The following is a 19,044-nucleotide window of genomic DNA, read 5'->3' as shown; positions in this document are numbered from 1 at the left end:
CCCGGGCGAGCCTCGCCGCATTTGACAGGCAAGCCGCGACTTGCCTATAACGGTGTCGTGGCCGCGGACTCCGACGTGTTCAAGGCGCTCGGCGACGCGACACGACGCGCCATCCTGGACGAGCTGACCGACAAGGACGGTCAGACCCTGTTCGAGATCTGCGGCCGGCTGACCATGAAGCACGGCCTGGCCTCCTCCCGGCAGGCCATCTCGCAGCACCTCGCGGTGCTCGAACAGGCCGGTCTGGTGCGCACCCGGCGACAGGGCCGGTACAAGTTCCACCACCTCGACACCGAACCGCTGCGCGCGATCGTCGAGCGGTGGCCCATCGACCGAGAGGAACCGAACCCGTGATCCGCATCAACGTCACCAGCGTGCTCGTCGACGACCAGGCCAAGGCGTTGGCCTTCTACACCGAGAAGCTGGGGTTCACCAAGAAGACCGACATTCCCGCCGGCGAGGCCCGGTGGCTCACCGTGGTCTCGCCCGCCAACCCGGACGGCGTCGAGCTGCTGCTGGAGCCGGACGCCCACCCCGCGGCGCGCCCGTTCAAGGAGGCCCTGGTCGCCGACGGCATCCCGTTCACCCAGTTCGAGGTGGACGACGTGTACGCCGAGGTCGAGCGGCTCAAGGGGCTGGGTGTGGAGTTCACCCAGGAGGCGACCGACCTGGGCCCGGTGGTGGTCGCCGTCCTGGACGACACCTGCGGCAACCTGATCCAGATCGCCACCATGAAGTAGTCGAAGTAGTCGCGCCACCCGGCCCGGGTCAGCGCCTCGCGCTCAGGAACGACGCGATCAGCTCGGCCGCGGCGGTGGCACCACCGCCGGCGGTCAGGCGCTCGCCCAGCGTCCTCGCCGCGGCCCGCATCGACTGCCCGGTGAGGGCGCGGTCGACCGCCTCGCGCAGCTCGGCAGGCGGGACGGCGCGGCCCGACAGGTGGTGTCGCAGCACGATGCCGGCGCCTCGCTCGGCCACCGTGCTCCCGATGGCCAGTTGCTCGACGTGTTGGGGGAGCACGACGAGCGGCACGCCGTGGGCCAGTCCCTCCAGCGCGCTGTTCATGCCGCCGTGGGTGACGAACACGCTCGCGCGGGCGAGCACGTCGAGCTGCGGGACGGAGGGCCGGACGAGCGTGTTGGCCGGTGGTGGGCCGAGGCGCGCGGGGTCGACGTGCGCGCCGACCGCGAGCACGACGCGCGCGGGCAGGTCGGCCAGCGCCGTGAAGCAGTCGCGGAAGAAGTCGTCGGTGCCCGTGTGCAGGGTCCCCAACGAGACCAGCACGACCGGCGCGGAGCCGTCGAGGTGGGCGGCCAGCTCCGGGTCGAGGCGGTCCGCCCGGTGGGCGCGGTCGATCGTGGGGCCGACGAAGTGGCAGCGGTCGTCGATCCGCGGGTTCGGCGGCTGGAGCTCGCGCGGGATCGGGAAGATCGTCAGGTCGCCGCGCATCGGCAGGGTCGGCGCGGGCGGGTAGACCCGCTTGCCGAAGCGTCGCAGCAGTCGTTGTTTCGCCGCGACCACGGAGGGCACGTGCGGCAGCATCGGCCGCAGTGAGTGCAGGGTCTCCCGCGTGGTCATGCGCCGGAAGTCCGCCGTGCCGAGCATGCAGGTGGTCATCAGCGAGATCTTGGGCAGGTCGAGGGTGGCCGCGGCCAGGTAGCCCCACAGGGCGTTGGAGTCGAAGGCGACCGCGTCGGGCCGCCGCGCCCGCAGCTCGTCCACCAGGAACGGCGCCAGCGTCTCGGTGGCGGCGAACCCCCGGCGCACCACGAGCACCGGGCCTCCCCGGCTGGTGGCCTCGGCGATGTCCCGCGAGGTGAGGGCGCCCGCCGGATAGGCGCGGAACTCCGCGCCCGTGCGCTCCACCGCGCCGCGGAACTCCTCGTCCGAGTAGTAGGTGACCTCGATGCCGCGCTCCACCAGCGCGCGCACGATCGGCACGCTCGGGTTGACGTGACCAGCGGCGGGCATTCCCGCCACCACGATGCGGCTCACCCGTACCCCCTCCTGTCGTTACGTCCACTACAAACTTACATTCCGATGTAACCATATCCTCCGGTGTAAAGTCATCTCATGGTCGCGGAGTCCCGTCGGGAGCGGAAGAAGCGCCAGGTCAGACAGCAGCTCACGGAGGCGGCGGTCCGGCTGTTCGGCGAACAGGGCTACGAGCGCACCACCGTCGCGCAGATCGCCGCCGCGGCCGACGTGGCCACCAAGACCTTCTTCAACCACTTCCCCAGCAAGGAGGACGTGCTCTTCGCCGACTCCGGCCGGCACGCCGAGATCGCGCTGGGCGTGATCGCCGACCGTCGGCCGGGCGAGGACGCCGCGGACCTGCTGCTGCGGGTCTACGAGGTGATGCGGGAGGACTTCGTCGGGCAGAGCGCCGGTCGCGACCCGGAGCTGATGGGGGCCTACGCCCGGCTGCTGATGTCGGACCCCACGCTCCAGGCCCTCGCCCTGCGCCGGAGCCTGGACGTCCAGCGGCGCATCGCCGACGCCCTGGTCGAGGCCTACCCGGACACCCTCGACCCGGTCAGCGCCTCGGCCGCGGTCGGCGCGCTGGTCGGCGCGGCCCAGAGCGCCGCCCTGCGGAGCATGGAGCTGGGCGAGCCCGAGGAGCAGTTCTGGGCGTCGACGCGTCGCGGCGTGGAGATCGGGCTTCGCGGGCTGCGCTGACCGCGCTGACCGCGCTGACCGCACTGTCTCCGCGCCGCGGCGAGCCCGTGAGCCGCACGGACCCGCCGCGACGCGGAGACGGGCAGGAGGGACAGTCCGGTCAGACCGCCGGGACGGGCAGCAGCCGGTAGGCGTCGCCGTGCCTGGTCACCCGGCCGGCGGTGGGCGGCGCGAAGTGGGTGCCGAGGACGAGGGTGTCGGTGTCGGCGAGGGAGTCGAGCAGCGCGCGGCGCGAGGCCTCGGACCGCCGCGGGTCGATGTCGACGCAGGCGCCGATGCCGGGGTGGGCGAGCTGCACCGGGTGGTGGACGCAGTCGCCGGTGATCAGCGCCGTCTGGCCCTGACTGGTCAGCTCCACGGCGACGTGCCCGGGGGTGTGGCCGGGCGTGGGCAGCAGGCGCAGGCCCGGGGCGAGCTCCAGGCCCTGGGCCGGGACGTCGACGAGGTCGAGCAGGCCCGCCTCCTCGACCGGGACCACGGAGTCGCGGAACATCTGCCGGCGCGCCTCGTCCATGTCGTACCCGGCCCAGAACTCCCGCTCGACGCGCGAGGTGAGGTAGCGGGCGTGGGGGAAGGTCGGCACCCACTCGCCGTGCTCCTCCCGCGTGTTCCACCCGACGTGGTCGGCGTGCAGGTGGGTGAGGATCACCAGGTCGATCGAGTCCGGGGAGAAACCGCCGGCGGTGAGGCGCGCCAGGAAGTCGGTCCGCAGCCGGTGCCAGGCCGGGTTGGCCCGCTCCTTGCCGTTGCCGATGCCGGTGTCCACGAGCACGCGCGCGCCGCCCACGACGAACGCGAAGCTGTGGCTGTCGAGGCGCAGGACGCCCTCGTCGTCGGCGAAGTGGGGCCGCAGCCAGTCCTGGCCGGCCACCACCTCGGGGGTGGCGTCGGGCAGCAGCCACGGTCCGGTGGCCGGCGGCAGGAGGACCTCGTCGACGCGGTGGACGGTGAGGTCGCCCACGGCCCAGGAGGGGAGGGGGCTGGTGGGGGTGCTCGGCATGGTCGTTTCCTTTGCTCTTCTCATCGGAGGTGGTCGTGGCTCGGCCCCCGCCGTGCCGCGGCGAGCGCCGCCAGGGCTGTCGCGGCGAGGAGGGCGGCGGCGATGCCGTAGGCGTGGGCGGTGGTCCCGAGCCCGTAGCGCTGGGTGGCGGCGCCCGCGACGACCGCGGGCAGGCTCATGGCGAGGTAGCTGAGGACGTAGTAGGCGGCCAGGGTGGCGGCGCGGTCCCGCGCGTCGAGCGAGGCGAGGATCATGCGCAGCGCCCCCTGGGAGACAGCGCCGAAGGCGATACCGGCCAGGACCGCGCCGCCGTAGATGGCTGGAAGACCGGGGCCGTGGAGACCGCTCAGGGTCAGGGACGCGGCGGGCAGGACGGCCAGGCATCCGCCGATCGCCGTGGCGAGGGGCGCCGCGCGTCGCAGCGTCCACACGGTGAGCGCGGCGGCGGCGCTGAGGGCGAAGAAGACCATGCCCCGCGCCGCCTGCGGGGCATCGGGGGCGACCAGGCGCACGAGGGCCGGTCCGAGGGAGGAGGAGAAGCCGCCCAGCGCCCAGACGGCGACGACCCCTGCGCCAACGGCCGACAGGGCGCGGCGGACCGTGAGCGGAACGCGGAGCTTCGGGTGCAGCGACCGCAGGGCGCCGGGGCGCCGGCTGGCCGTCTCCGCGGTGAACGCGACCGCGATCGCCTGGACGACGAACAACGCGGCCAGCAGCAGGTAGACGGTGACGGTGGGCGCCGGGGCGAACCGGACGAGGGTGGCGGCGAGGACGCCGGCGGCCATGCCGGCGACCGGGGCGATGCTGTTGGTCAGCGCGGACCGGCCCGGGCGCCGGGGGTGCTCCAGGTCGAGGAGGGCCGCGCCCGCGGCGCTGGTGGCCGTGCCGGTCGCCACGCCCTGTAGCACCCGCGCGGCGATCAGGGACCCCGCGTCGTCCGCCGAGGCCAGGAGAACCATCGCGGCGGCCACCACGACCAGCGCGCCCACCAGGACGGGACGCCGTCCCAGGTGGTCGGAGAGCGCTCCGGTGGTGAGCAGGGCCAGCAGCAGCGCCAGCGCGTAGGCGCTGAAGACGAGCGTGATCGCGAGCGCGGAAAGACCTCGGTGCTCCTGGTAGAGGGGGTACAGCGGGGTCGGGGCGCTGGACGCGGCCATGAGGGCCGCCAGGACCGACGCGTGGAGGACGAAGGAGGCGGTGCGGTTCGCCGTGCGGACGGGGGTGGCCGCGACGGAGCGGTGCGCGGGCGCGTCGGACAGGACGCGGGACATGGGACCCCTTCCGCTTAAAGCAACTGGTTTGCTTTAACGCAGAGTAGGGCGTACGGTTCGGTTAAAGCAAACCGTTAGCTTTTGGCGTGAACGGGACGCCCGTCGCGCCAGCCCCGGTCAGGAGACCCGCCCATGTCCACCGCTGAACTCACCCCGCCGGAGGCGGCCCGCTGGGCCGACCGCGCCGGGCTTCCCCTGCCGGCCGACCGCCACGCCGACGTCGCGGCCGTCGCCAACCACATCCACTCCGTCGTCGCGGTCCTGCGTGAGCTGGACTTCGGGGACACCCCGCCCGCGGCCGCCTACCGCGCCGGAGAGGAGGAGCACGGTGCGGCCGTTTGAGCTGTCCCTCACCGCGGTCGCGGCCGCGATCCGGGCGCGGGACCTGTCGCCCGTCGAACTGGTGGACTCGGTCCTGGACCGCGTCGAGCGGGTGGAGCCGCTCCTCGACGCCTACGTCGCCATCGCCGCGGAGCAGGCGCGCCGGGCGGCGCGCGAAGCGGAGAACGAGCTCGCGGCCGGGCGCGACCGCGGCCCGCTGCACGGCATCCCGATGGGGCTGAAGGACCTGATCGACGTGGCCGGCACGGCCACCACGGCCAGCTCCCGGGTCCGGGCCGAGCACCGCGCGGAGGCCGACAGCACGGTCGCCGCGCGCCTGAGGGCGGCCGGCGCGGTCCTGGTCGGCAAGACGCACACCCACGAGTTCGCCTACGGGTTGACCACCCCGCAGACCCACAACGCCTGGGACCGCGACCGCGTCGCCGGCGGCTCCAGCGGCGGGTCCGCGGTCGCCGTCGCCGCGGGCGCCGCGACCTTCGCCCTGGGCACTGACAGCGGCGGATCGATCCGGGTGCCCGCCGCGCTCAACGGCGTCGTCGGCCTCAAGCCGACCTACGGCCTCGTCCCCCGCCACGGCGTCACGTCCCTGTCCTGGTCGCTGGACCACGTCGGACCCATCACCCGCACCGTGGAGGACGCCGCCCTGGTCCTGTCCGCCCTGGCCGGGCACGACCCCCGCGACCCCGCGTCGCTGCCCGCTCCCGTCCAGGACTACCGCCCGCGCCCGGGGGCTTTGGGCGGACTGCGCGTCGGCGTGCCGCGCAACTACTACTTCGAGCACGTCGACCCGGAGGTGGAGACCGCGGTCCGGCGCGCCGTCGACGAGCTGGAGAACCTCGGCGCCCGGCTCGTCGAGGTCGAGATCCCCATGGCGCGCTACGTCCAGGCGACGCAGTGGGGCCTGATGGCTCCCGAGGCCACCGCCTACCACGAGCGGACCCTGCGCGCGCTCCCCGACCGGTACGAGGCGGACGTCCGCGTCCTCCTGGAAGCCGCCGAACTGATGCCCGCCGGGGACTACCTGCGCGCCCAGCGCGCCAGGACCCTGATGCGACAGGAGTGGGCCCGCATGCTGGCGGAGGTCGACCTCATCGCCGCCCCGACGGTTCCGGCCACCGCGGTGCCGGCCGACCAGCAGACGATCACCTGGCCCGACGGCGCGGTCGAGGGCGTCACCGACGCGTACGTCCGCCTCTCGGCTCCCGCCAACATCACCGGCGTGCCGTCGCTCTCCGTGCCGGTCGGCCACGACCGCGCGGGAATGCCGATCGGCATGCAGTTGCTCGGGCGGCCCTTCGGAGAGGCGACGCTCCTGCGGGTCGGTCACGCGTACGAGCGGTCCGCGCCGGTTCGCGCGCTCGCGCCCGTGGTCTGACGCGCTGGTCGTGGGCTTGGCCGGGGAGGTTCCGGCCAAGCCCACGCCGCGCTAGACGCAACGATTTTGCTTTAGGGTGACGTCGTGAGTCGCAACAAGATGGTGCGTCCCGGCGGGCGCAGCGCGCGCGTCCAGGCGTCGGTGCACGCCGCGGTGCGCGAACTCGAGGCCGAGGTGGGCCGGGACGCCCTGACCGTGCCGCTGGTCGCCCAGCGCGCCGGGGTCACCCCGTCGACGATCTACCGCCGCTGGGGCGACCTGCAGGAACTGCTGTCGGACGTCGCGGTCGAGCGCCTGCGCCCCGAGGCGCCGCCCGAGGACCACGGCGACCTGTCGGCCGACCTGACGGCCTGGGCCGAGCAGTTCCTCGACGAGATGGCGTCCCCCTCGGGCCGCGCCTACATCCGCGACGCCCTGCTCGGCGACCCGGACGGCGGCAACGCCGGCCAGTGCTCGGCCTACGCGGCCGAACAGGTCGACGTCATCCTCGCCCGCGCGATCGACCGCGGGGAGGACGCTCCCGGCGTCGAGGCGGTCATGGACGCCGTCGTCGCCCCCCTGATGTACCGCATTCTCTTCCGCCCGGCAGGGCTCGACGCCGCGTACGCGCGTCGCCTGGTGACCGAGCTCCTCGACTCAGCGGGAGAGACCAGTCGGTGACCAGGCGGCCGCCCGTCGTCGTGTGTCGGCCGCTGCGCTGCCGGGTTCGCAGCACAGTCCACAGAGGACAAAGCCGCGCTGGTTCTCCCTGGTGTTGGCGGACATCGTCGCTGGTGCCCGGCATGGGCCGCGTCTCTCCGGAATGACTACGACCAGACGCGGTCGAGGAAGCCGGCGACGAGCGGCGCGATCTCGGGCAGGTGCTCTTCGAGGGCGAAGTGGCCGGTGTCGAAGAGGTGGAGCTCGGCGTCGGGAAGGTCGCGGAGGTAGGCGCGGGCGCCGGGCTCGGGGAAGAACGGGTCGTTGCGGCCCCAGGTGATCAACGTGGGCGGAGTGTGCTCGCGCAGCCACGCCTGCCACTGGTCGTACCGCTCGACGTTGGTGTGGTAGTCGAGCGCCAGCGCCACCTGGGCCTCCTGGCGGCCCGGCAGGTCGAGGAAGTGCTGGTCGAGGATCCAGCTGTCGGGAGTGAGGAGCTCGGGGGCGGCCACGCCGCTCTCGTACTGGAAACGGGTTCCGGCGAGGGTCATGAGGTCGCGGACGGTGTCCTTCGCGCCGGGGGTGTCCGGCCGCAGGGCGACGAAGGCGCGAGCGGCGTCCGAGAGCCCCTCCTCGTAGGCGTTGCCGTTCTGCACGACCAGGCCGGCGACCCGCTCGGGCCGCTCCTCGGCGAGCCGGAATCCGACCGGCGCGCCGTAGTCGAAGACGTACATGACGAACCGGTCCAGGCCGAGGCGTTCGACGAACCCCCGCACGACCTCGGCGACCCGGTCGAAGGTGTGGACGAAGCCCTCCGGCGCCTCGGTGTGGCCGAAGCCGGGGTAGTCCGGGGCGACGACGCGGTAGCGGCTTCCCACCGCGTCGATGAGACGGCGGAACTGGTGCGAGGCGGACGGAAAGCCGTGCAGGAGCAACAGCACGGGCGCGTCGGCCCGTTCGGGAAGCGACTCCCGGTAGAAGACGCGGACACCGTCGACGTCGACGTGCCGATGTGCGGTGCGGGCGAGCGGGAAAGTCACGGTCAACTCCTCGCGAGGGGGACGGGACGCAAGATCTACCAACACCAGACCTAATGCGTCAACCACGTGATGTACCATTAGGTCATGAGTGACCCCGTTCCCCTGACCGGAGAACCGCTGGCACTGGACCTGGTCAACACCCGCCCGTCGAACGGCGACCTGCTCACCGCGCTCGACGAACTCCGCGCGTGGGTGACCCTGGAAGCCGACCGGCTTCCGGACGTGAGGACACGAACGTCCGAACTCACCGAGGCGGACCTGGTCTCCGTGCGCGCCATCCGGCAACACGCGGCCAACGCACTGGACCACGCCCGGCGGGGCGCCCGCCCCGCCGAAGCCGACCTCCAGGCGCTCAACAAGGCCCAACGCGCAGCGCCCGCCATCCTCGCGCTGTCCTGGAACGGATCGACGACCGCCGCGTCTCGGGCACGCACCGGTCCCGTCGGAGCGCGACTCGTGGCCGCACTCGCCGAAGCCGCGGCCGAACTGCTCTCCGACCCCTCGGTCACCAGGATTCGCCAGTGCGAGGCCGAGGACTGCGTGTTGCTGTTCCTGCCCGCCCACCCGCGTCGCCGTTGGTGCTCGGCCGACCGTTGCGGCAACCGCGTCCGCGTCGCCCGCCACTACCAGCGCCACCGCCAAACCTGAAGCGCCTCGTCTCCTGCTGTGAGGAAGGCGGTCCCGCTCGGGTTTTGTTGCAGTGGACGGTGATCGCTCATGGCCGGCGCGCCCTCGACGCCGTTGAGCGCTGGTGTCACATCTGCGCGATGGCGATCAGCGCGTCCCGACCGTCCATTTGGGACGAGTGTAGATCAAGTCCTCAGCCCGGTACGGGCTCTCTCCGACGGTGACGGCATTGAACTGGGATGGGAAACCGGTGTGGTGCTGGCGCGACCGATGTGGTTCAGAGCTTTGCGTTGGGTCGTAGTGAGTCGGTCCGACCGCACGGTGGCCGCGTAGGCGCCGGACGGGGTTCGCCGCAGTGCCAGCGGATCGGTGAGGTCGGGGTGCCGCTCGATGGTCTGGAGGCCACGGGCGACGCGGTCGGCTGGCCAGTCCAGGGCGGTGGCGAGGTGGTGGGCGGTGAGGGGTTCCGCGGCGTGGACGACGGCGGCGAGCACGGTGCGCGCGTCGTCGCGAGTGGACTCGTCGGGGCTGCCGGTCATGTCGTCGCGGACGCTGGCGAAGAAGCGGCTCATGCGCTGGAGCCGGGCTCCCGCGGGTGTGGTGGTCCCGACCAGGTTCGCGCCCTCCCGCGCGGTTTGGGCCCACATCGCGTTCTTCTGGGCGCTGGCCAGCCAGGCGCGCAGCCAGACGTCGTCGTCGATGACGTAGCGCTCGCGTCGTCCTCGGTCCTCGCGCTCGCGGCCGATGACCTCCAGCCCTTCGAGGTAGCCGACGGCCTTCGACACCGAGGCCGGGCTGACCCGGAGCCGGTGGACCAGCTCCGCGGCTGTCATCGCGCCGGAGTCGGTGGTGACGAGGCAGGCCAGGACCCGGGCGGCCATGCGGGGCAGGCCGGCCCGGACCATCTGCGCCGCGAACCTGTCGACGTAACCGCGCACCGCGGCGGAGTCGCGCCCGTGAGCGCTGTTGTCGGTTGAGGTTTCCGGGATCGGCGTGGGCGCGTTCCTGCGTGCGCGCCAGCCGGCGGCCTGGCCGGCGTAGTCCGCTCGGTAACCGCTGGGCCTGCCGTTGCGACTGACCTCACGGCTGACCGTCGACGTCGGCCGGCCCAACCGTCGGGCGATCTCGGCGTACGGGAGACCGTCGGCCAGACCCGCTTCGATGCGCTTGCGGTCGTCGGGCGTCAGCCTGCCCACCGCCATGTCCGCCCCTCCCGCCCAGATGATCCACCCAGTGTGCGTTCACTCCCAGGCCAACGCAACGCGCTTGGCCGAGCGTTGCGTTAGCTGACAGGGCCAGCGCAACAAAACCCCGAAAAACCCCGTCAAGTTCCGAGTTTCGGGCGTTCTCCTCGTTCCTGCCCCACCAAACGCAACGTAGCGTTCAGGTGTCCCGAAAGATCAAGAGCAGGGAATCCCATGGAGAACGCCGTTCCCACGGCCCCCATCGGCGGTGCGCACGCCGATGCCCAACGCGTCCTCGACCGAGCGGTGACCGACGGCGGGGTGCCCGGCATCCTCGCCGAGATCCGCGCCGGCGACCGGTGCTGGTTCGGCACGGCGGGCGTCGCCGACACCGAGACCCGACAGGCGCGACGACCGCAGGACAGGTTCCGGATCGGAAGCGTCACCAAGACCTTCACCGCCACCGTCGTCCTGCGACTCGCGGCCGAACGCCGGCTGGCCCTCGACGACACGGTGGAGCGCTGGCTCCCCGGCGTGGTCGCCGGCAACGGCCACGACGGCTCCAGGACCACCATTCGCCAACTGCTCAACCACACCAGCGGCATCTTCAGCCACACGCACGACCAGCCCGCGCTGAGCCAGCAGGAAAGCTATACCCCGCACGAACTCGTGCGGATCGCCATGAGTCATCCGGCCGACTTCCCGGCGGGCACCGGCTGGGCCTACTCCAACACCAACTACATCCTCGCCGGCATGATCGTCGAGCGCGTGACCGGCAGGGCGCTCGCCGACGAGATCGCCGAGCGCGTCACCGGCCCACTCGGCCTGACCGGCACCTACCTGCCGCGCGGAGCCGACCCCACGATCCAGGGACCGCACTCCCGCCACTACACCAGGCTGCACTCGCCCGATCCCGACGCCGAAACCTACGACGTCACCGACATGGAGACCTCCGTGTACTGGGCGGCCGGCGGCATGATCTCCACGGCAGGAGATCTCAACCGGTTCTTCGCCGCACTCCTGGGCGGCCAACTCCTCCCACCAGAACAACAACGGGACATGCTCACCACGACCCCGACCCAGAACTGGCTTCCCCACAGCACCTATGGGCTCGGAATCTCCACTGTGACCCTGCCTTCCGGCGCCACCGTCTGGGGCATGGGCGGCGCCATCTTCGGCTCGTGGTCGTACGCCTACGGAACCCGCGACGGAGAACACCTCGTCACCACCAACATCAACGGTGACTGGACGACCGGCGGTTGGGACGATCCCATCGGGATCTTCACCGATCTCCTCGACACGGAGTTCCGCCCCAGCGGCTCCCTGCCGGCCTAGTCAGCCCACGTCGGCCTCCCGCGCCGGATGTCCCACCGGTGCGCTTTCCGGCGCGGGAGCCGAACCGCGCCCCGCTGTTCCCGTCGACCCGCGCAGCACCATTACCAACTCCATGCTGTTCCAGTCGTCTGTTTCTTACGTTGCGGGCACGTGTTGTGGGGCGGCTGACAGCGGGGGAGTGGTTGCTGCGCTCCACAGTTGACCAAAGTGTCCACATAGGACAGTGTTTGGTGGGTTCAGCTCGTGGATTCGACGGCTTCGATTCCGTGTAGTTGCTCGATGGTCTGCTCGATCAGGGCGACGCGGTCGATGAGGGGACCCGCGGGGATCTCGACGAGCTGGAACCCGAGGTCGCGGTACGTCTGTTCGTGAAGGCGCTCGAAGACGAGGGAGTCCTCGAAGCTGATCCGGCGGGCGGCGGTGGCTTGGACGAAGCCCTGGTTGCGGATGAAGAAGACCGTCGTCTCGTAGCCGCCCTCCGCCGTGACTCGATCGACCTCGCGGGTGAGCAGGCGGGACGGGGCGAAGCCCAGGTAGCGGCTCAGTGCCAGCGTGCAGACCGGTGAGCGGTCGAAGAACACGGCGGTGGAGGGGGCCGCTCGAACGGCGTCCTGCCGTCGCCGCTGCAGCGTGACGATCTTGTCGATGAAGGTGTGGTCGCGCCAGGGTTCCTCGTGGCCCAGGGCGTTGTCGAGCGTGATGACGTCCGTCGCCGCTTCCTCGACGACGGCATGTCCGTTGCTCTCCAGGAGGCGGAGGACGGCTGTTTTCCCGGCCCCGGGGGCGCCGGTGAGGATGTATCGGGGCATGGCGGTTCCTCTCGTGTGAGTCAGGTGAGGGATGCGTGGCCAGGACGGCTCACCGGAGGTTGCGGCGGGAGCGTGGCGAGGCCGAGTGATCACGGCTGGACCGCGGGAAGCCGGGGAGCGAGGGCTCAACCCGGCGGCGGTGCCGCGACCAAGCATAGGCGAGTTCGCGCGTTCTGGCTTCACTGACGCACAAGAGAGCGCTCGCGGCGCTGAGCTGCCCAGGTCAGGGACGAAGTCCCCTGGTCACCCTCGCTCAAACCCCGCACCGCGCCGTGGCCCAGCCAGGAGAAGCGGCCGACGGCTGCTGGATCAGTGTCGCGTGTGGACAGCATGAAAGCCGGAATAACTGTGTGCCTCCTGGCTACTGACACGTGGCCACGCCAGAAGAGCGAAGAGCAGGGAGACGCTGGGGCGATCGAGTGCCGATGGGCGCCGGTTCCAGTTCGCCTGGAACCGGCGCCCATGCGGTTCACCTCTCGATCAGCGTCCAGCGCTGGTTGGCGCCAGCGGTGTCCGCCCAGTGCCCGACGGCCGAGCCGTTGTGGGTGCGCTGGCCCAGCACGTCAGCGACCTTGGCGGAGTGGACGCTGCGCAGCGCCACCGTGTTGTCGGCCGCCGTCGTGAACTCCCACTGCTGGGAACCGCGCTGGTGGCAGGCGGCCTGGTCGAGCGGCGTCCCGTTCTTCATGTCGCCGGAGCGGATGTCCAGGCACTTGCCGGAGGCCCGGTTCTTGAGCGCGTACTTGTTGTCGCCCAGGTTGACCAGGTCCCAGGTCTGCTTGTCGGACGAGGAGCAGTCCCAGATCTCGGTTCCGGGCGGGTTGGCGTCGGCGTCCCGGACGGCGCCCGCGACCTGGAGGCAGCGCCCGGACTGGACGCCCTTGAGCGCGACGGCCCGGGACGACACCGCGAGAGTCTTGTAGGCGATCGTCTGGCCTCCGTCGTTGCTCCAGTCGATCCGACCGCCCTGGAAGACGCTGCGGCGTCCCTTGGGCAGCGCGGTCTCGTCCGTCGTCGGATAACCGAGGTAGGACTTCTCCGCGCCGAGCTCGTTCCACTTGGTCCGGATGGCTCCGGCGACGATGTGCGCGCCGGTGTCCGGGTGCCAGTAGATCGCGCCGCCCTTGCTGAAGTTGACGTACCGACCCACGCCGTCTGCCGTGGTGCCGTCCGAGACCGGGTACCCGAGGGGGCCGTTATCGAAGCCGCTCTGCGCGTACTTCACGTAGATGGCCGCCTCGAGCGCGGCCGTTCCGCTTCTGCTGTGGTAGATCGCACCACCGGAGAAGTTCTGGACGCGGCCTGCCTCGTTGCCGAAGCCGGTCTCGTCGTCCACGGGGTGCCCCAGCCGCGAGGCCTGGTATCCCAGGGACGCGAACTTCTTGTGGATCTCGCCCTTGACCGTTCGGATTCCCTTGCCCGGCAGGTAGTAGATCGACCCGCCGGAGAAGTGGTTGAACCGGACTCCGGCGTTGCCGTACCCGGACTCGTCGTTGTGGGGATACCCGAACACGCCTCCCTCCCCGCCAGCCGCGGCCCAGGTCGTCCCGATCATGCCGTAGACCACGTGGGCGCCGGTGGCCGGACTCCACGCGATGTACAGGTGTTCGTTGGCCACTCTGGGGCGCGCGATCGTCAGCACCTGCCCCTTCCGGTCGCGACCCGGCACCTGGTCGGTGAGGACCCCGGGAAGGGCGTACGGCCCTCCCAGTTCCAGGTACTTGTCGAGAACCGGGCCGTTGTAGATCACGTGGACGCCGCCGCTCGTCCCGAGCTGGTGCTGGTCGCGGGTGAGGTAGAGGCGACCCTTCTCGTACTCCCGGTACCCGACGTTGTTCGCGTCGAGGACCGCGTCCCGCACCGGCTTGCCGAGGCTGTCCCGGAGCTTCTGGTCCGAGGCGTAGCGCCGGTCGATCGGCATGGTGGGATGGGGCGGCTCGACGACCCAGGAAGCCCAACTCCGAGTGCTCTCGTCATCCAGGGCACCTTCGACGTAGAGGTACTTGCCCTCCGCGTTGACCGGGTAGAGGACGATGCCGCTCACCATGTCGTTCAAGCACCAGGTCGCCTCGGCCTTGAAGGCCTTGGACCCGTCGAGGGGGTCGACGGCGACAAGCGCGCGGCTGTGGCCCGGCATGTCCTTGCGCCAGCGGAGGTAGTTGTTGGGCCGGGCGACGGACTGGAACGAGAAGCAGGTGGGGTCGCTCAGCCCGGGTTCGATCTTCCACGCCTGTTCCGGGTGGTCGCCCTGCCGCCACTCGGTCAGAACAGCTTTGCCCTTGTCATCGGTGATGTAGAAGTCGGGACCGAGCTGGGTGCTGTTGGCGAGGGATTGGGTCAGGTTCTCGTACTGGCCGACGCGGAGGAAGCGCTCCCGGTCGGTCGGGCTCCCCGCGAGGGCCGCGTCCGCGGCGGCGACCAGAGCGGGGTGCATTCGACGTTTGGCGGCCTGGGTGCGGATCACGGTGATCTGTCGCGCGTTCTCCTCGTCGCGCTTCTTGAGCAAGTTCTCGATGTCGCGGAGGCGCGCCTCCTTGGCGCCCTTGTCGATGAACTGCTTCCAGTCCGCCTCGTTGTGGCTGCGCACGGCGGCCTCGGCGGCGCCGTGGACCTCGGTGCCACGGGGAGCGCGGTTCCAGATCTCGACGACGAAGTCCCGGTCGGTCAGGTTGAGCAGGGCGTCGTCGGCCCTGATCCCCAGGGCGTGCCACGCGGCGTTCGCCTTGGCTTCACGGGACAGCGCCGCGGCCTTCTCGGCCTCGGTCTTGTCCTTGTCCTCCTGGATCAGGCGGTCGACGTCCTTCTTGTGCTCGTCGAAGACGCCGACCGTGAGGAAGGTCCACTGGGCCTCGGCGGTGCCCTTCAACGCCGTGCGCGCCGCTTCCTTGACCGCGGCGTCCTTGTGGTTGTCGGCGTTGAGTTCCAGGTGGACGATGAAGTCGTAGATCGACTTCGACAGCACGCCGTCGTCGACCTTGATGTTCAGCAGGCCAGCGGCCCTGGCTTTCGCCGTGCGGTCCTCCTCCTGCTTCTTGCGGCGCTCGGCGACGATCTGCTGGTCTTCCTTGTTGGCCGCGGCCATGCCGGTCCTGATGAAGGTGGTGCACTCGTCGTCGCTCGCGCCGAGGGCGGCGATGGCCGCCTCCTTCACCTTCTGGTGCTCGGGCTCCAGCGGGTGCGGCTTGTCCAGGTCATCGGCGGCGTAGTACATGGCGGCGGTGAAGTTGCGGTCGTTGAGCACCAACAACTCCGGACCCGCGACGATGCCGAGCTCCGCCGCGGCCTTGCCCTTCTCCACATCGGTGGACTGAGGCGCTGTCGCCCCCGTGCCGGAGGGTTTCGGCTCGGTTGAACCCTCGGGCTTGCCCGGTGGTGTGCCAACCACCAGCTCCAGAGGCTTCTGCTCTGTCTCGGGCTTCGGATCTCCCGTGGTGGGGGGCGGAGCGGGTGCTGTTGGTGTCGCGGTGACGGGTGACGGCTGTGGCGGCGGGTCCGCCGCGGCGGATGCGGGTAAGGGCAGGCCGATGGCCGCGGCGGCCACGACCGTGACCGCGACACCCCGCAGTGTCCGCCGCGGCCGGGAAACCGGCGCCACAGCATGACGGGACGTGTTCAAAGAATTCCCCTCTAGCGGAAAAGAAACACACGGAGAGCGCGTGGCCACAACACGCGTGTCGGAATCCTTGCCCCGTCAAGGAACGAGGATCAACCTCATTATCGGACCGACACCCAGCCGTAACCGTTAAGTAATCGGCCGTTCGGTTGCTGTTGTGTGGTCAAGATCACTAAGCGCTGCTCGCATGACAGGAGTTGTGCGATAGTCCAGCTGCTGCGCAATTGCGCGAATCCGAACAAAACAGGGGGCTGTGGTGAATTTGTTCTCCGCTTTTGCCGGGCTCGCGGTCGCGACGGCGCTCGCCGTTTCCGGCGCCTCTGTCGCCGCGGCGGACCCTGTTTTCGCCGGTGTCGAGACGCGGACCGCTGGTATCGAGCAGTCGCCGTGGTATCCGATGGTTCGGCAGGTCGCGCTGTACCACTCCGAGGCGTTGGTGCGGGTCGCGGCGTGGCAGGCGTTGCGTTCGGATGAGGGCGAGCCCGCGTTGCGGCGGTTCGTGGCCTCGGGGTTCCGGGAGGCTCGGGAGCGGGCGCAGCAGAACGCCGCCCGGAACCGGGATTTCGCGCAGCGGGTGGTCTCCACCTACAGCCCGCAGTTCTCCCCGCGGGTGCACGCCGCCGCGCAACAGGCGCTCAAGGGCACGGATGCGGATCGGGAGCGGTTCGCGCGGACGGGGTTCGCCGAGGCCAGGGCGCTGGATGACGCGGCGCGGGAGGCGGATGAGCAGCATCGGCAGGTGATCGCGCAGGCCGAGCGGGACTTCGTGGGGCTGTTGGCGCGGAGTGATCCGGGTGAGCAGGTGCGGCTGGCCGCCCAGCACGCGATCCGCCCCGGTGCCACGGATGCCGATGTGCGGGCGTTCTACGCGTCGGGGTGGATGGCCGCGGCGGCGGTGGATGTGGAGATCTTCCGTCTGCGGTCGCAGGACGCGGGTGTGCGGTTCCTGGCGGTGATTCCGGGGTTGGTGGCGGACGCGCGGGAGGCGGAGCGGGAGGCGTTGGCCGCGGGTGATGCGGCCGCGGAGCAGGCGCGGGCGGTGGCGGCGCGGGCGTGGGCCACGAGCCGCGAGAAGGCCGAGGCGGCCCGCAAGGCGTGGGAGGACGAGCAGCGGTTGTGCGCCGAGCAGGCCCGGTACTGGCAGACGGTGATCGACCGGGCTACCGCCGAGGTGGGGCCGGTGTGGTCGGCGATCGCTTCGGGTGCGAAGAAGAATCGTGACAACTGGACCGGGGAGAACACCTTCGCCGGTGATCAGTCGCGTCAGTGGGCGGATGTGTGGGGGCAGTCCCAGGCCGGTTACGACCGCATGACCAAACGCCCCTGAGTCGTGGATCTCTCCCCGCTTCGGCTTTTCTGGTCGTTCTTGTTTCTTTCCTTCAAGACCTGAGGCGTGTTGTGGAATGAGAAGGTTAACGCGGAGATCACGGCGTAGGGCGCCGGTTCTCGACTGGTTTCGTCGGGCCGTTGTGCTGATCCTGGCCACGGTGTTCGTGGTGGGCGCGGCCGGTCAGGGAACGGCCGCGACTCTGCCTGTGGGTTTGGCAGGGTTGCGGGGTTATGGGCAGTTACCGGCCCAGCGTGCCGCCAGTGAGAACACGTCGTCGTCCGAGAGTACGTCTTCTTCGTCGCCGGCCGAGGATCCGGATCAGGACGCGGTGTTGCGGCAGTTGCAGCTGGACCTGATCGCGGACATCGCCGCGTTCGACGAGGACGAGGAAGTCCGGGTCGCCGCCCGGGAAACCCTGACGAAGGCCGAGGCCGGGGATGCCGGGGCGATCCAGCAGTTCTTCGACCACGGGCAACAGGACGCCAAGGCCCGAGCCAGGAAACGCAGGGACGAGGCGGATGCCCGTAACCGTGCCCTGATCGAGTCCCTGGCGGGGACGGGTGGTCCGGTGTTCAACGCCGCGGTGGAGCGGGCGTTGAAGGGCAACGCCCATGACCGGGCGGACTTCCTGGCGTTCGGGCGGGACATCGCCGCCGAGCAGGACCGCCGGGACGGCGCCTACGACAAGGAACTCAAGCAGCGCCGGCGCGCGCACGTGCAGCTGGCGGCCGATCGGGGCACCCCGGAGGTTTCCGCCGCCGCGAAGGCCGCGTTGGCGGCGGGCGATGCGGCGATTGAGGAGTTTTTGAAGACCGGCTACCTGGCTGCGGCGCAGCGGGACGCGCAGGCGCGGGACAGGCAGTTGGAGGAGTTGGAGCGTAAGCGTAAGGAGGCCGAGGCGGCCTCGGAGGCGGCGCAGCGGACCGCGCGGGCGATGCGGGCCCGCCAGAACCTCCTTGCCGCGCATGCGGACGGGGTGCGGGCGTTGGAGCGCGCCGCGAACGACATGACCTCGGCGGCGAACGTCTCCCGCGAGACGGCCCGGACGCTGGCCTCCGATCAGGCGGGGGGTTCCTACCATCCGGAGTTGTATCAGCGGGCCAGGGACGAGGTCGCTCGTTTCGTCGGCTACGCCGTGAAGGACGCGCAGGACGCCAGGGCCGCGGCGGCCGGGGCGGGCACGCAGGTGGACATCCTGCTGCAGAACGGGATGCCGCACGGGGCGCAGTGGGCCAAGGTCGTGCAGGGTATGGCCGGTTCGGCCGAGGCCGCCAAGGGTGCGGCGGAGACCGCGGCGCACGCGGTGGACGCGATCGGAGCGGAGGCGGCGGCCACGGATGCCGCGGCCAAGGCCAAGGCGCATGAGGAGAACGCGAAACGGTGGCGGGCCAACGCCGAATCGCACGCCGCTGCCGCCGCCCGACTCGCACAGGCCGCGCAGGAGCAGGCCGAGGCAGCTGCGGATGCCGCGAGGCGGACGAAGTTGATGCGTCTGGAAGCGGAAGCCGCGTTGCGGGGCGCGAAAGCTCATGCGGAGAAGGTGAAGCAGGCTCGCGCCGACGCTGAGCGTGAGCGTGACGTGGCCGCGGAGAAGCGTCGGGAGGCGGAGCGGTGGCGGCAGGAGGCTGCCGTCAAGCGTCAGGAGGCGGAGGCCAAGCAGCGGGAGGCGGCCCAGCAGCGGGAGGCCGCGAAGCGGGAGGCGGAGATCGCCAACCAGAAGCGGCAGGAAGCCGAGGCGCAGCAACGGATCGCCTCGCAGCGGCGGATGGACGCCCAGGCCCAGGAGCAGACCGCGGCGGA

At 70.9% G+C, this 19,044-nt stretch carries 16 protein-coding genes and 1 pseudogene; 10 read left to right on the top strand and 7 right to left on the bottom strand.

Features of this window, described 5'->3' with window-relative positions; genetic code table 11:
* The first annotated feature begins 57 nt into the window (after nt 1–57).
* Entirely contained in the window at nt 58–354 is a 297-nt protein-coding gene (locus tag BUE43_RS21790; protein WP_073486264.1) for an ArsR/SmtB family transcription factor, read from the top strand.
* Nucleotides 351–740, top strand: a complete 390-nt coding sequence (locus BUE43_RS21785) for a VOC family protein (protein ID WP_073486262.1) — start codon at nt 351–353, stop codon at nt 738–740. Before BUE43_RS21790 ends, BUE43_RS21785 begins: the two co-directional genes overlap by 4 nt.
* A 28-nt stretch (nt 741–768) precedes the next feature.
* On the opposite strand, the gene BUE43_RS21780 is transcribed toward BUE43_RS21785, so the two are convergent.
* A complete protein-coding gene (locus tag BUE43_RS21780) occupies nt 769–1,995 on the bottom strand; it encodes a macrolide family glycosyltransferase (RefSeq protein WP_234995842.1) in 1,227 nt (408 codons plus the stop codon).
* A 78-nt stretch (nt 1,996–2,073) separates the two neighbouring features.
* Here BUE43_RS21780 and BUE43_RS21775 point away from each other — a divergent pair, with 78 nt between their 5' ends.
* Nucleotides 2,074–2,679, top strand: coding sequence for a TetR/AcrR family transcriptional regulator (locus BUE43_RS21775; RefSeq protein ID WP_073486260.1), 606 nt, complete (start codon nt 2,074–2,076; stop codon nt 2,677–2,679).
* Between the two features lie 100 nt (nt 2,680–2,779).
* On the opposite strand, the gene BUE43_RS21770 is transcribed toward BUE43_RS21775, so the two are convergent.
* Together BUE43_RS21770 and BUE43_RS21765 are read right to left on the bottom strand one after the other, a co-directional pair.
* The gene (locus BUE43_RS21770) at nt 2,780–3,679 is read right to left on the bottom strand and encodes an MBL fold metallo-hydrolase (protein WP_143174308.1); all 900 of its coding nucleotides are present in this window, start codon (nt 3,677–3,679) and stop codon (nt 2,780–2,782) included.
* Between the two features lie 20 nt (nt 3,680–3,699).
* Nucleotides 3,700–4,950, bottom strand: a complete 1,251-nt coding sequence (locus tag BUE43_RS21765) for an MFS transporter (RefSeq protein WP_073486256.1) — start codon at nt 4,948–4,950, stop codon at nt 3,700–3,702.
* A gap of 132 nt (nt 4,951–5,082) precedes the next feature.
* On the opposite strand from BUE43_RS21765, the gene BUE43_RS21760 reads away from it, so the two are divergent.
* The 3 genes from BUE43_RS21760 to BUE43_RS21750 all read left to right on the top strand — a co-directional run bounded on the left by BUE43_RS21760 (nt 5,083) and on the right by BUE43_RS21750 (nt 7,327).
* Nucleotides 5,083–5,292 (top strand): hypothetical protein, encoded by a 210-nt coding sequence (locus BUE43_RS21760; protein ID WP_073486254.1) that lies wholly within the window; start codon nt 5,083–5,085, stop codon nt 5,290–5,292.
* Entirely contained in the window at nt 5,279–6,667 is a 1,389-nt protein-coding gene (locus BUE43_RS21755; RefSeq protein ID WP_073486252.1) for an Asp-tRNA(Asn)/Glu-tRNA(Gln) amidotransferase GatCAB subunit A, read from the top strand. Before BUE43_RS21760 ends, BUE43_RS21755 begins: the two co-directional genes overlap by 14 nt.
* Nucleotides 6,668–6,751: 84 nt before the next feature.
* Nucleotides 6,752–7,327, top strand: coding sequence for a TetR/AcrR family transcriptional regulator (locus BUE43_RS21750; protein WP_073486250.1), 576 nt, complete (start codon nt 6,752–6,754; stop codon nt 7,325–7,327).
* A 146-nt stretch (nt 7,328–7,473) separates the two neighbouring features.
* Here the strand turns inward: BUE43_RS21750 and BUE43_RS21745 are convergent, their stop codons facing one another.
* On the bottom strand, nt 7,474–8,346 hold the full coding sequence (locus tag BUE43_RS21745) for an alpha/beta fold hydrolase (RefSeq protein ID WP_234995841.1): 873 nt from the start codon (nt 8,344–8,346) through the stop codon (nt 7,474–7,476).
* An 84-nt stretch (nt 8,347–8,430) separates the two neighbouring features.
* Between BUE43_RS21745 and BUE43_RS21740 the strand changes: the two genes are divergently transcribed.
* Nucleotides 8,431–8,994 carry a CGNR zinc finger domain-containing protein gene (locus BUE43_RS21740; protein WP_073486246.1) on the top strand — a complete coding sequence of 188 codons (564 nt, stop codon included), beginning with the start codon at nt 8,431–8,433 and terminating at the stop codon, nt 8,992–8,994.
* A gap of 164 nt (nt 8,995–9,158) precedes the next feature.
* Here BUE43_RS21740 and BUE43_RS21735 read toward each other — a convergent pair whose 3' ends face one another.
* The gene (locus BUE43_RS21735) at nt 9,159–10,175 is read right to left on the bottom strand and encodes a GbsR/MarR family transcriptional regulator (protein WP_073486244.1); all 1,017 of its coding nucleotides are present in this window, start codon (nt 10,173–10,175) and stop codon (nt 9,159–9,161) included.
* Between the two features lie 216 nt (nt 10,176–10,391).
* Between BUE43_RS21735 and BUE43_RS21730 the strand changes: the two genes are divergently transcribed.
* The gene (locus BUE43_RS21730; protein ID WP_073486242.1) at nt 10,392–11,492 is read left to right on the top strand and encodes a serine hydrolase domain-containing protein; all 1,101 of its coding nucleotides are present in this window, start codon (nt 10,392–10,394) and stop codon (nt 11,490–11,492) included.
* Between the two features lie 236 nt (nt 11,493–11,728).
* Here BUE43_RS21730 and BUE43_RS21725 read toward each other — a convergent pair whose 3' ends face one another.
* Nucleotides 11,729–12,301 carry an AAA family ATPase gene (locus tag BUE43_RS21725; protein WP_073486240.1) on the bottom strand — a complete coding sequence of 191 codons (573 nt, stop codon included), beginning with the start codon at nt 12,299–12,301 and terminating at the stop codon, nt 11,729–11,731.
* 469 nt (nt 12,302–12,770) lie between these two features.
* On the bottom strand, nt 12,771–15,599 hold the full coding sequence (locus BUE43_RS21720) for an RICIN domain-containing protein (RefSeq protein WP_073486238.1): 2,829 nt from the start codon (nt 15,597–15,599) through the stop codon (nt 12,771–12,773).
* Between the two features lie 712 nt (nt 15,600–16,311).
* Here BUE43_RS21720 and BUE43_RS33590 point away from each other — a divergent pair.
* Together BUE43_RS33590 and BUE43_RS21710 are read left to right on the top strand one after the other, a co-directional pair.
* Nucleotides 16,312–17,241, top strand: coding sequence for a hypothetical protein (locus tag BUE43_RS33590; RefSeq protein ID WP_073486782.1), 930 nt, complete (start codon nt 16,312–16,314; stop codon nt 17,239–17,241).
* A 142-nt stretch (nt 17,242–17,383) separates the two neighbouring features.
* Nucleotides 17,384–19,044 (top strand): annotated as a pseudogene (locus BUE43_RS21710) (hypothetical protein); the annotation flags it as partial.

This window comes from Streptoalloteichus hindustanus, assembly GCF_900129375.1.
In the GTDB taxonomy this organism is placed as follows: Bacteria; Actinomycetota; Actinomycetes; order Mycobacteriales; family Pseudonocardiaceae; genus Streptoalloteichus; species Streptoalloteichus hindustanus.
The sequence above is the reverse complement of the archived record's forward strand: the minus strand, read 5'-3'. Positions and strand labels throughout refer to the sequence as shown.